This is a genomic window from Micromonospora qiuiae, from assembly GCF_016863555.1.
GTDB classification, from domain to species: Bacteria; Actinomycetota; Actinomycetes; order Mycobacteriales; family Micromonosporaceae; genus Micromonospora; species Micromonospora qiuiae.
Map to the genome: position 1 here is coordinate 1 of NZ_BOPC01000047.1, position 12,037 is coordinate 12,037.

General features: G+C 72.4%; 10 protein-coding genes and 1 pseudogene. 7 read left to right on the forward strand and 4 right to left on the reverse strand.

Going from position 1 to position 12,037, the window contains the following annotated elements; all coding sequences use genetic code 11:
• Nucleotides 1-75: 75 nt before the first annotated feature.
• On the reverse strand, nucleotides 76-762 hold the full coding sequence (locus Vqi01_RS17435; RefSeq protein ID WP_013284529.1) for an IclR family transcriptional regulator: 687 nt from the start codon (nucleotides 760-762) through the stop codon (nucleotides 76-78).
• Between the two features lie 49 nt (nucleotides 763-811).
• Between Vqi01_RS17435 and leuC the strand changes: the two genes are divergently transcribed.
• The 3 genes from leuC (at nucleotide 812) to Vqi01_RS17450 (ending at nucleotide 3,660) form a co-directional block, all read left to right on the forward strand.
• A complete protein-coding gene (gene leuC, locus Vqi01_RS17440) occupies nucleotides 812-2,257 on the forward strand; it encodes a 3-isopropylmalate dehydratase large subunit (RefSeq protein ID WP_204035866.1) in 1,446 nt (481 codons plus the stop codon).
• Between the two features lie 14 nt (nucleotides 2,258-2,271).
• Complete coding sequence (gene leuD, locus Vqi01_RS17445) at nucleotides 2,272-2,859, forward strand: 3-isopropylmalate dehydratase small subunit (protein WP_204035867.1); 588 nt, start codon at nucleotides 2,272-2,274, stop codon at nucleotides 2,857-2,859.
• A 171-nt stretch (nucleotides 2,860-3,030) separates the two neighbouring features.
• Entirely contained in the window at nucleotides 3,031-3,660 is a 630-nt protein-coding gene (locus Vqi01_RS17450; RefSeq protein ID WP_204035868.1) for an HU family DNA-binding protein, read from the forward strand.
• A gap of 332 nt (nucleotides 3,661-3,992) precedes the next feature.
• Here Vqi01_RS17450 and Vqi01_RS17455 read toward each other — a convergent pair whose 3' ends face one another.
• The 3 genes and pseudogenes from Vqi01_RS17455 to cofC all read right to left on the reverse strand — a co-directional run.
• Nucleotides 3,993-4,865, reverse strand: a complete 873-nt coding sequence (locus Vqi01_RS17455; protein ID WP_204035869.1) for an NUDIX hydrolase — start codon at nucleotides 4,863-4,865, stop codon at nucleotides 3,993-3,995.
• A 23-nt stretch (nucleotides 4,866-4,888) separates the two neighbouring features.
• Nucleotides 4,889-7,186 (reverse strand): RNA degradosome polyphosphate kinase, encoded by a 2,298-nt coding sequence (locus tag Vqi01_RS17460; RefSeq protein ID WP_204035870.1) that lies wholly within the window; start codon nucleotides 7,184-7,186, stop codon nucleotides 4,889-4,891.
• Between the two features lie 282 nt (nucleotides 7,187-7,468).
• Nucleotides 7,469-8,098, reverse strand: a pseudogene (gene cofC, locus Vqi01_RS30810) (2-phospho-L-lactate guanylyltransferase); the annotation flags it as partial.
• A gap of 129 nt (nucleotides 8,099-8,227) precedes the next feature.
• Here cofC and Vqi01_RS17470 point away from each other — a divergent pair.
• The 4 genes from Vqi01_RS17470 (at nucleotide 8,228) to Vqi01_RS17485 (ending at nucleotide 12,026) form a co-directional block, all read left to right on the forward strand.
• Entirely contained in the window at nucleotides 8,228-8,962 is a 735-nt protein-coding gene (locus Vqi01_RS17470; RefSeq protein ID WP_204035872.1) for a lysophospholipid acyltransferase family protein, read from the forward strand.
• A 76-nt stretch (nucleotides 8,963-9,038) separates the two neighbouring features.
• Nucleotides 9,039-10,037 (forward strand): NAD(P)H-dependent glycerol-3-phosphate dehydrogenase, encoded by a 999-nt coding sequence (locus Vqi01_RS17475; RefSeq protein ID WP_204035873.1) that lies wholly within the window; start codon nucleotides 9,039-9,041, stop codon nucleotides 10,035-10,037.
• A gap of 4 nt (nucleotides 10,038-10,041) precedes the next feature.
• Nucleotides 10,042-11,184 carry a cystathionine gamma-lyase gene (locus Vqi01_RS17480; RefSeq protein ID WP_204035874.1) on the forward strand — a complete coding sequence of 381 codons (1,143 nt, stop codon included), beginning with the start codon at nucleotides 10,042-10,044 and terminating at the stop codon, nucleotides 11,182-11,184.
• Nucleotides 11,184-12,026, forward strand: a complete 843-nt coding sequence (locus Vqi01_RS17485; protein WP_204035875.1) for a putative protein N(5)-glutamine methyltransferase — start codon at nucleotides 11,184-11,186, stop codon at nucleotides 12,024-12,026. Before Vqi01_RS17480 ends, Vqi01_RS17485 begins: the two co-directional genes overlap by 1 nt.
• Nucleotides 12,027-12,037: the final 11 nt, after the last annotated feature.

Here is a 12,037-nt window from a genome sequence, read left to right on the forward strand (position 1 = left end):
ACACCAGGCCCGTCTCGCCTCCGCGAGACGGGCCTTTCCATCCCATCCCATCCCCGCCCCTCTCCCAGGGACGGGTCAGAGGCCGGAGAGGCGTTGGCCGGCTCTAACTACGGCCATGGCGTGGCGTTCGCCGGGGCGTCGGCCCAGGCGCTCGATCGGGCCGGAGATGCTGATGGCGGCGATGACTCGGCCGGTGCGGTCGCGGATGGGGGCGGAGACGCTCGCCACACCGGCCTCGCGTTCGGCGACGCTCTGCGCCCAGCCGCGGCGGCGTACCTCGGCCAGGGTGCGGCCGGTGAACTTCGACCGGGGCAGCAGCGGCATCACCGCCTCGGGCGGCTCCCAGGCGAGCAGGATCTGTGCCGCCGATCCGGCGGTCATCGGCAGCACCGAGCCGACCGGGACGGTGTCGCGCAGACCACTGGCCCGTTCGGCGGCGGCCACGCAGATCCGTTCGTCCGCCCGGCGCAGGTAGAGCTGGGCGCTCTCGCCGGTGGCGTCGCGCAGGGCGGCCAGCAGCGGCTCGGCCGCGGTCAGCAGCACGTCCGGCGCGGCGTTGGCCAGTTCGCCCAGGCGTGGACCGGGGCGCCAGCGCCCCTGGGTGTCCCGGACCAGCATCCGATGGATCTCGAGCGCCTGCGCCAGCCGGTGCGCTGTGGCCCGGGGCAGCTTGGTGCGTTCAACGAGTTCGGCCAGGCTGGCGCCGTCGACACAGGCGGCCAGGATGACCACCGCCTTGTCGAGAACGCCGACACCGCTCATACTGTGTCCCACAAGCCGAAATTTACCTCCCAGAATTTAGGAAGTCCAGATGGTGGGAGCTACTCCTGAACCCAGGACCCTGGCCGAGAAGGTCTGGGACGCGCACGTCGTCCGGTCCGCCGATGGTGAGCCCGATCTGCTCTTCATCGACCTGCACCTGCTGCACGAGGTGACCAGCCCGCAGGCGTTCGACGGGCTGCGGCTCGCCGGCCGCCGGGTGCGCCGTACCGACCTCACCCTCGCGACCGAGGACCACAACACCCCGACCGGGTACGCCGATCCCTCCTTCCAGCAGCGTCGTGGCGATCTGCTCACCATCGCCGATCCCACCTCGCGCACCCAGATCGAGACGCTGCGGCGCAACTGCGCCGAGTTCGGCGTGAAGCTGCACCCGCTGGGCGACGAGAACCAGGGCATCGTGCACGTCATCGGTCCGCAGCTCGGGCTCACCCAGCCCGGCATGACCATCGTCTGCGGCGACTCGCACACCGCCACCCACGGCGCATTCGGGGCACTGGCGTTCGGCATCGGCACCAGTGAGGTTGAACACGTGCTGGCCACCCAGACGCTGCCGCAGGCCCGGCCGAAGACGATGGCGGTCACCGTCAACGGTCAGCTCGGCCCCGGCGTCACCGCGAAGGACCTGGTGCTCGCGCTGATCGCCAAGGTGGGCACCGGCGGTGGGCGCGGGCACATCGTGGAGTACCGCGGTGAGGCGATCCGGGCGCTGTCCATGGAAGGCCGGATGACCATCGCCAACATGTCCATCGAGTGGGGCGCCAAGGCCGGCATGATCGCGCCGGACGAGACCACGTTCGCGTACCTGAAGGGGCGGCCTAACGCGCCGACCGGCGCGGACTGGGACGCGGCGCTGGCCTACTGGCGGACGCTGCCGACCGACGAAGGAGCGGCCTTCGACGCCGAGGTCACCCTCGACGCCGCTGAGATCACGCCGTTCGTGACCTGGGGCACCAACCCCGGTCAGGGCGTACCGCTGGGTGCGACGGTTCCGGCCCCGGAGTCCTTCGACACCGAGCCGGAGCGGGCGGCCGCCCGGCGCGCGCTGGAGTACATGGACCTGCGGCCGGGCACGCCGCTGCGGGACCTTTCCGTCGACGTGGTCTTCGTCGGCTCCTGCACCAACGGGCGGCTGGAGGACCTGCGGGCCGCCGCCGACGTGCTGCGCGGCCACCGGGTGGCCGACGGCGTACGCATGCTGGTGGTGCCCGGTTCCGCCGCCGTCCGGGAGGCGGCCGAGGCGGAAGGGTTGGACAAGGTCTTCACCGATGCCGGTGCCGAGTGGCGCTTCGCCGGCTGCTCCATGTGCCTGGGCATGAACCCGGACACGCTCTCCCCGGGGCAGCGCTCCGCCTCGACCTCCAACCGCAACTTCGAGGGCCGCCAGGGCCGGGGTGGGCGTACCCACCTGGTCAGCCCGCCGGTGGCCGCCGCCACTGCCGTCGTCGGCCGGCTGGCCGCCCCCGCCGACCTGTAGAAGGGCTGCGAGAGATGGAAAAGTTCACCGTGCACACCGGCACCGCCGTGCCGCTGCGTCGGTCCGACGTGGACACCGACCAGATCATCCCGGCCGTGTACCTCAAGCGGGTGACCCGTACCGGCTTCGCCGACGGGTTGTTCAGCGCGTGGCGCGAGGACCCGGAATTCGTACTCAATGATGAATCATATTCCGGTGCGTCGATTCTCGTGGCGGGGCCGGAGTTCGGCACCGGATCGTCCCGGGAGCATGCCGTATGGGCGCTGCGCGACTACGGATTCCGCGTGGTGATCTCGCCACGCTTCGGTGACATCTTCCGGGGCAATGCCCTCAAGGAAGGTCTGCTGCCGGTCGAGTTGGAATTGAAAGCCGTCGAGGAGATCTGGGATCTGGTCGAATCCGACCCGACCGCCGCGATCACCGTCGACCTGACCTCCCGGCAGGTCCACGCCGGCTCCTCCACGTGGTCGTTCCCGCTCGACGACTTCAGCCGTTGGCGGCTGATGGAGGGCTTGGACGACATTGGACTCACCCTCCGGCATGCCGACCGGATCACCGCCTTCGAGGCCGCCCGACCGACGTTCCTGCCCCGGGTCGCCTAGCCCTTCGCGCTTCGCACAGCCGATTTCGCCCCCACCGGTGCCACCGGTGGGGGCGAATTCGTTACGACACAAGGGCTTTTTTCGACAGAATGTTTGTGTCCCGGCAGCACAGGGCATACCGTGCGCGCAGAATGGCTCGCGTCGAGTCAGTTGCACAATCAGGAGGAAGTAGTGAACAAGGCCGAGCTCATCGAGGCGCTCGCCGTTCGCCTGGGGGACCGGAAGACGGCGACGGCAGCGCTCGACGCGGTCCTCGCTGAGGTCCAGGCGGCGGTCACCAAGGGCGAGAAGGTGGCGATCACCGGTTTCGGAGCGTTCGAGAAGCGCGTACGGGGGGCGCGAACAGCGCGCAACCCGCGTACGGGTGAGGCGGTGAAGGTCAAGAAGACCTCTGTGCCGACCTTCCGCCCGGGCGCCGGGTTCAAGGAAATGGTGGCCAGCGGCAAGGTGCCGAGGGCCACGGCGGCGGCGAAGAAGGCCGCTGCGGCCACCGCCAAGACCACCGGTGCGAAGGCGACCGGTGCGAAGGCGGCGGCGAAGAAGACGGCGGCGGCGAAGACCACGGCGGCCAAGAAGACCACCACGGCCAAGGCCACCAAGACCACGGCCAAGAAGGCCGCGCCAGCGAAGAAGGCTGCCGCGAAGAAGGCCGCGCCGGCGAAGAAGGCTGCCGCGAAGAAGGCTGCGCCGGCGAAGAAGACCGCCGCGGCGACCAAGGCCACCGCGGCCAAGAAGACCGCGACGGCGAAGAAGGCCCCGGCGAAGAAGGCCCCGGCCAGGAAGGCAGCGACCCGGCGCTGAGCCGGCCGTACGACGAGGGCGCCCGCCACCACGGTGGGCGCCCTCACCATGTACCGCGCGAGCCGGCACCCACACCCTGCTCACCGGCCGGCCCGGCCTTCCGGCCCGCCGCCACCCGTGGGCCGGCAGGCTGACCGCTGAATGCAGCCATTCACCCAGCCCCACGGCAGCCCAGGGTAGAGGCGCGGCAGCCTTTGCTCTGCTTCACCGGACGCACCGGTTTCGGCGGCGAACCGTTGCGTGGGTTGAAGCAGAGCAAAGGCTGCGCGTTGGGGATACTGCTATGCCGGTGAGCGGGTGACGCCACGGTCGCTCAGAGGCGGCGCGATCGCTCAGAGGCGGTCGGCGGCGAGCAGTCTGTCGCCGGCGAAGGCGAGCAGCCAACCGCCGCCCTTGTCGGTGCGGTAGTCGCCGCACCGCCCGGCGAGCCGTTCCAACGCCCCCGGGATCACCTTGCCCTGGCTGCACACCGCAACCGTCTCGCCGGCAGCGGCCAGCATCGCCAGCCGCCCCGCTGCGGCCAGCACGCACTCGTCGGGCTGCTGGCCCGCGAGCGGCTCGTCCAGGTCGCCGCACACCTCGATCGGCAGGCCCAGCGCCGCAGCGGCCGGGTCCAGGGTCTGCACGCACCGACGGGGCGAGGCGGAGAGCAGGCGTACGGGGCGGATCAGCTCTATCAGTGGCGCCAAGGCGTACGCCTCGGACCAGCCGCGTGCGTCCAGCGGCCGTCCCCTGTCCGGACCGGACCAGCTCAGCCGCTTCCCCGCGTGCCCGTGCCGGACCAGCATCATCGTCGTGGTGACCGGCGGCAGTGCGGCGAACGCGGCCAGCACCTCCGCGTCGTGCGGATAGCTGACCAGAGCCACCGCCTCGTCCACCTTCAGCCAGCGCACCGCGTCGACCTCGGTGTCGGGCTGGAACCCGCCGGTGCCCACCGCCCGCATGGACCAGTAGTCGACCGTCTTGGACCGGCCCTCGCTGCGGTACTGCGCGCTGGGCAGCCGGACCTGCGGTACCGCTTGGGCGTCGGCCTCCTCGGCGACCTCCCGCGCGGCGGCGATCAGGGCATGCTCACCCGCTTCCAGCTTGCCCTTCGGCAACGTCCAGTCCCCGTAGCGGGGACGGTGCACCAGGCAGACCTGGACGCCGCCGTCCGGCACCGGCCGCCACACCACGCCGCCGGCCGCCCGGATCGCCTCCACCATCTGCTCAGCCTATGCCCGCGCCCTCAGCCGGTCTTGCCGCCGACCCGACGGAGCAACAGATCCTGCAGGTGAGCCAGGGGTGCCTCCGGCGAGCCGGTACGCCGGGTCCACTCGCCGTCGGCGCCCAACTCGAACGCCTCGACGTCGGGGCTCATCGCCGCGCCGAGCACGTGATCCAGCTCGGCCCGGGCCACCGGATCGCTGACCTGGACCAGCGCCTCGACCCGCCGGTCCAGGTTGCGGTGCATCAGATCGGCCGAGCCGATCCAGAACTCGGCGTCGCCGTTGTTGCCGAAGCGGAAGATCCGGGAGTGTTCCAGAAAGCGGCCGAGGATCGAGCGGACCCGGATGTTCTCCGACAGCCCCGGCACCCCCGGGCGCAGCATGCACATGCCCCGGATGATCAGGTCGACGTGCACCCCGGCCTGGGACGCTCGGTACAGCGCGTCGGTGATTTCCTCGTCGACCAGCGCGTTCACCTTGAACTGCACGAGCCCCGGCTGGCCGAGCCGGACGTGGGCGATCTCGCGCTGGATCCGTTCGATCAGGCCACTGCGGATGCCCTGCGGCGCCACCAGCAATCGCCGGTACGCGGTCTGCCGGCTGTAGCCGGTGAGCACGTTGAACAGGTCGGTCAGGTCGGCGCCGATCTCCGGGTCGGCGGTGAGCATGCCGAAGTCCTCGTAGAGCCGCGCGGTCTTGGGGTGGTAGTTGCCGGTGCCGATGTGGCAGTAGCGCCGGATCTGGTTGCCCTCCTGGCGTACCACCAGGGCGGTCTTGCAGTGGGTCTTCAGACCGACCAGGCCGTAGACCACGTGGCAGCCGGCGCGTTCCAGGGTGCGCGCCCAGCCGATGTTGGCCACCTCGTCGAAGCGCGCCTTCAACTCGACCAGCACCACCACCTGCTTGCCGGCGGCGGCGGCCTCGACCAGCGCGTCCACAATCGGTGAGTCGCCGCTGGTCCGGTAGAGGGTCTGCTTGATGGCCAGCACGTCAGGGTCGGCGGCGGCCTGCTCGATGAAGCGCTGCACGCTGGTGGCGAACGAGTGGTACGGATGGTGCACCAGCACGTCCCCGTCGCGCAGCGTGGCGAAGACGCTGCGCGGCACCTCACCCTCGGTGAGTCGCGGATGGGTGGCCGGGACGAACGGCGGGTCCTTCAGGTCGGGCCGGTCGGCTTCGCCGTACAACTGCCACAGCGCGGAAAGGTCGAGCAGTCCCCGGACCCGCAGCACGTCCTGGGTGTCCATGTCCAGTTCGCGGACCAGCAGTTCGAGCATGTGGTCGGAGATCGACGCGGCCACCTCCAGCCGGACCGGCGGGCCGAACCGGCGTCGGGCCAGCTCCCGCTCCAGGGCCTGGAGCAGATCCTCGTCGCGGTCCTCGTCGACCTCCACCTCGGCGTTGCGGGTGACCCGGAACAGGTGGCACTCGACCACCTGCATGCCGGAGAAGAGCTGCCCGAGGTGCACCGAGATGAGGTCCTCCACCGGCAGCATCCGGACCCCGGGCTGGTCCCGGTCGACCCGGACGAACCGCGGCACGTTGTTGGGCACCTTCACCCGCGCGAACAGCTCCGGCCCGCCGTCCGGATCGCGCACCGACACGGCCAGGTTGAGCGACCGGCCCGAGATGTACGGGAAGGGGTGGGCCGGGTCGACCGCGAGCGGCGTGAGCACCGGAAAAATCTGGTCCCGGAAGTAGCTGCGCAGCCGCTCCTGTTCGGCCTCGCCGAGGTCGGACCAGCGCAGCACCTGGATGCCCTCGGCGGCCAGCTTCGGCAGTACGTCGTCGACGAAGCAGGCGGCGTGCCGGGTCACCAGGGCGGCGGCCTTCTCGGCCACCATCTCGAGCTGGGTGCGTAGCGGAAGCCCGTCGCCGCCGCGTACCGGCAGGCCGGCGGAGAGTCGCCGCTTCAGCCCGGCCACCCGCACCATGTAGAACTCGTCGAGGTTGCTGGCGAAGATGGCCAGGAACTTGGCCCGCTCCAGCAGAGGCGTACCCGGGTCCTCGGCCAGCGCCAGCACCCGGGCGTTGAAGTCGAGCCAGGACAGTTCCCGGTTGCGGAACCGCTCCTCGGGCAGGGGTTGGGCGGCCGGGGGTTCCTCGGTGGCCAGCTCCGGCAACCCGGGCTCGGCGACCGGATCGAGCACCTCGTCCAGCCCGGCGGAGGCGGCCGCCGGATCGGTGCCGGCCACATCGTCGGGGGTCGGTCGGGTCGAACGGAACCGCCCGTCGGGCCCCCGCGACCGGCCGCCGTCGCCGTTGGCCAGGTCGTCGGTGACGGCGGGGCTGTCGGGGCGTTCGCGGGGGGTGCTCACCCGCTCATAATCACCCGATCAGGGTTAACGCCGAATGAACTTCGGCTGGGTACCTCAGGACATCGTCGGAAGCGTCACCCGGACGACGTCGCCGTCGGCGTCGGTCTCGACCCGGACGCGCTGGCCGAGCCGGAGCAGCCGCAGCCCGGAGGCGTCGAAGGCCCGCGCGGGGAACGACAGCTCAGTGCCGTCGTCGAGCAGCAGCAGGCCGGTGCGCGTCGCCGCGTCGAAGGTCGCCACCGTGCCCTGCATGCCCAGCACGGTACACCGTCGCCTCCGCGTCGCCCCGGTGCGGCAGCCGACGGTCAGCGCCGTGGTGCGCGGCCCGAGCCCGAGCCGGGCCGCCGCAGCCAGGTCGGCCGCGGTGTCCACGTCGCGTCGCAGGCTGGGCCAGTCGCCGGTGAGCGGGTGGGCGCCGCCGGCCGCGTGCGCGGCGGCCGAGCCGGGCCCGAACCGGGGTTGCAGGGGTACGCCCGGCGGCGCGGCCAGCAGCACGGTGCCGGTTCCCGGCGCGTCGGCCACGAAGCGGCGTACGCCCGGAGGGTCGGCCTGGGCCGCCCGCAGCGCCGCCGCCAGTTCGGCCGGGCGCAGCGCGGGCAGGTCGGCGGTGAGCCCGGCCACCCAGCCGGCGACGCCGGCCGCGCCGTTCCGGAACGCGGCGTTCAGGCCGGTGCCCGCGACCTCCGGCAGGATCCGGGCACCCGCCCGACGGGCCGTGTCGGCCACCCGTGGGTCGGCCGTGACCACCCGCACCTCGGCCACCTCGGAGCAGGATTGCACCGCTTCGAGCGTGTCGGCGGCCAGGGCCAGCGCCAGTTCCTCGTGCGGTACGTCGGGCATTCCGCCGCGCAGCCGGGTCTTCGCGGCGGTCAGGCGCTTGACCGGCACCACCACCGTCCATGGCTGACTCACATCTGCCATCCTGCCAGTCCGGCACCGGTACCCTCACTGGCCGTACCAGGGGCGAGCAGGCATGATTTCGGCTGCGGGTGTCACCGGGCTCTTCCGGTGGGCGGATCGGGGCGGGCACGAGGAGGCAGGGTGGGGCGACGGAGGCTGGGGTTCTGGCAATGGCTCGCCGTGGTGCTGGTCAAGCCGGTGATGACCGTCTGGACACGGCGTACCTGGCGGGGCATGGAGCACCTGCGCCACGGCCCGGTGATCATCGTGCCGAACCACATCTCGCACGCCGACCCGCTGGTCTGTGCCCACTACGTCTACGACGCCGGGCGGTGGCCGCAGTTCCTCGGCAAGGCGAGCGTGTTCAAGGTGCCGGTGATCGGCTGGATCCTGCACCGGTGCCGGCAGATTCCCGTGGAACGGGGCTCGGTGGACGCGGCGAGATCGCTGGACGCCCTGGTCAAGGCGCTCGACGAGGGTGGTGCGGTGATCATCTACCCGGAGGGCACCATCAGCCGCGAGCCGAACCTGTGGCCGATGAAGGGCAAGACCGGTGCCGCCCGGCTGGCGCTCGCCACCGGTGCCCCGGTGGTCCCGGTGGCCATGTGGGGGCCGGAGCGCATCTTCGAGCCGCGCCGGAACCGACTCAACCTGCGGCCCCGGATCCCGGTGACCGTGGTGGCCGGGCCGCCGATCGACCTGAGTCGCTGGGCCGGCGCCACACCGAGCCGACAGGTGCTTGAGGAGATGACCGACGTGATCATGCTGCGGCTGCGCGACATGCTGGCCGAGATCCGGGGCGGCACGCCTCCGCCCCTGTGGCAGCGGGCCGGCCGAGGCAGCGCCGAAGGGCAGCGCCCGGAGGCGACCGCATGAACGAGCGTGGGCGAGCAGTCCAGCAACGCGGTGCGGTGCTGCCCGACGGCCGCGCGGAGCGCCGTGGAGCGCTGGCATGAGTGGGCATGTGGCGGTGCTGGGGGCCGGCTCCTGGGGTACGGCGTTCGCGAAGATCCTGGCCGACGCCGGGCGGGACGTCACCGTCTGGGCCCGGCGACAGTCGATCGCCGACACCATCCGAGCGCAGCGGAGCAACCCGGAGTACCTGCCCGGGGCGGTGCTGCCGCAGCGGGTCACCGGCACCGGCGACGCCGCCGAGGCGATCACGGGTGCGGAGATGGTGGTGCTGGCGGTGCCGTCCCAGACGCTCCGTGGCAACCTCGCCGGCTGGGTCGAGCACCTGCATCCCGATGCCACGCTGGTCTCCCTGATGAAGGGCATCGAACTCGGCACCACCAAGCGGATGAGCGAGGTGATCGTCGAGACCGCCGGGGTGGCGGCGGACCGCGTGGTGGTGGTCTCCGGCCCCAACCTGGCACCGGAGATCGCCGCCGGGCAACCGGCCGCCACCGTGGTCGCCTGCACCGACCCCGACCGGGCCGCGCAGGTGCAGCGGGCCATCACCACGCCGTACTTCCGCCCCTACACCAACGACGACGTGATCGGCTGCGAGTTGGGCGGGGCGGTGAAGAACGTGATCGCCCTGGCGTACGGCATCGCCACCGCGATGGGCTTCGGCCACAACACCCGGGCGACGTTGGTCACCCGCGGCCTGGCCGAGACCGCCCGGCTGGGCGTGGCCCTCGGCGCGGATCCGCTCACCTTCGCCGGCCTGGCCGGCATGGGCGACCTGGTCGCCTCCTGCTCCTCACCGTCGGCGCGCAACCGCACCTTCGGGGAACACCTGGGCCGGGGCGCCACCCTGGAGGAGGCGCGGGTGGCCACCCGGCAGACCGCCGAGGGCGTGAAGAGCGCTCTGGCGATCCGGGACCTGGCCCGCGCCCGGAGGGTGGAGATGCCGATCACCGAGCAGGTCGAACTGGTCTGCCACGAGGGCGTCGACCCCCGCGTCGCGGTACGGGCCCTGATGAGCCGCACCACGAAACCGGAGTGAACTGGTGAACGAGTCCCGGTCTCTCGGCGGCCGCTTCCCCGAGCAGGGCGACGGCACCCGATGTGCGCACGCCGGCCTGCCTGAGCCCGTACCGGGCGCGCCCTTCCTGCCCGGCCCGGTCTTCGCCGCGCCGTACCACCTCGACCCCGCGCAGGGGTCGGCGACGCCGCCGAACTGGTACGGCCGCCCGGACAACCCCACCCGTCGGCTGCTGGAGGCGGCGATCGGCGAGTTGGAGGGGGGTGAGTGCCGGGTCTTCGCCAGCGGGCAGGCGGCGATCACCGGCCTGCTGCTGGCGATGCTGCGTCCGGGCGACACCGTGGTGCTTCCCGCCGACGGCTACTTCGCGGTGCGGGCGTTCGCCACCGAGACCCTGGCCGGCAACGGCGTACGGGTGCTGCTGGCCCCGACCGCCGGCCCGTACCCGTCCTTCGAGGGGGTACGCCTGGTGCTGGTGGAGACGCTGGCCAACCCGGGACTGGACGTGGTCGACCTGCCCGCGCTGGCCGAGCGTGCCCGCTCGACGGGAGCTCTGCTGGCGGTGGACAACACCACCGCGACGCCCCTCGGGCAGCGTCCGCTGGACCTCGGTGCGGACCTGGTGGTCGCCTCCGGCACCAAGGCGTTGACCGGCCACTCCGACCTGCTGCTCGGCTACCTCGCCACCCGATCGACGGAGCTGCTGGACAAGCTCACCGCCTGGCGGACCGCCACCGGGGCGGTGCCTGGTGCCTTCGACGCCTGGCTGGCTCACCGCTCGCTGGCCACGCTCGATCTGCGGCTCGGGCGGCAGAGCGCCAACGCCGAGGCGCTCGCCCGGATGCTGGCGGCGCGCGCCGACGTGTCCGGGCTGCGCTGGCCGGGACGGGCGGACGATCCGGCGTACCCGGTGGCGTCGCGCCAGCTACGGCGGATGCCCGGGGTGCTCTCCTTCGACCTCGGCAGCGCCGAGCGGGTCGCCCGGTTCCTGGAGGCGTCCCGGCTGGTTGCGGCGGCGACCTCCTTCGGTGGCCTGCACACCACCGCAGACCGGCGGGCGCAGTGGGGCGACGACACCGCCCCGGGTTTCGTCCGGCTCTCCTGTGGGGTGGAGGACACCGTGGACCTCGTCGCGGACGTCACGGCCGCACTGGGCGCCGTCGTCTGATGGCGCCCGACTCCCCGGTCGAGCGGGCCGCCGTGGTCGCCCGGCTGCGGGCCGCCGGCTGCGTCTGGGCCGAGGACGAGGCCCGGCTGCTCGTCGAGGCCGCCACCGGTCCGGAGATGCTCGCCGGCCTGGTGGATCGACGGGTCGCCGGAGAGCCGCTGGAGTACCTGCTCGGTTGGGCGGAGTTCTGCGGTGAGCGGATCGTCGTCGAGCCCGGGGTGTTCGTGCCGCGTGCGCGTACCGCCCTGCTGGTCACGGCAGCCGCCGCGGTGACCGGGCCAGCGGCGGCGGTGGTCGAGCTCTGCTGCGGCACCGGCGCGCTCACCCGGGCCCTGGCCCGTCGGCTCGTCGCGCCACGCCTGCTCGCCGCAGTCGACCTGGACCCGGCGGCGGTGTCCTGCGCGCGGCGCAACCTGGCCGACCTGGCCGTGCCGGTCTTCGCCGGTGACCTCTTCGACCCGCTGCCGGTCGCCTGGCGCGGCAACCTTGACCTGGTGGTGGCGAACGCCCCGTACGTGCCGACGGGGGAGCTGACCCTGCTGCCGGCGGAGTCCCGCCGGTACGAGGCACCGGTGGCGCTGGACGGCGGGTCGAACGGGTTGGCGGTGCTGCGCCGGATCGCCGTTGCCGCGCTGAGCTGGCTCGCGCCCGGCGGGCACCTGGTGGTGGAGGTCGGCGCGGTCCAGGTCGACGAACTGCGGGCGGTGCTGACCGAGATCGGACTGGTCGCGGAAGTGATCCGGGACGAGGCGCTTGACGCCACCGCGATGACGGCGCGGCGGCCGACCGGAGTCGCGGGTCGGCGGCCGAGCGGCATGGCGGGTCGGCGGCGCGAGAATTAGCCTCACCACAG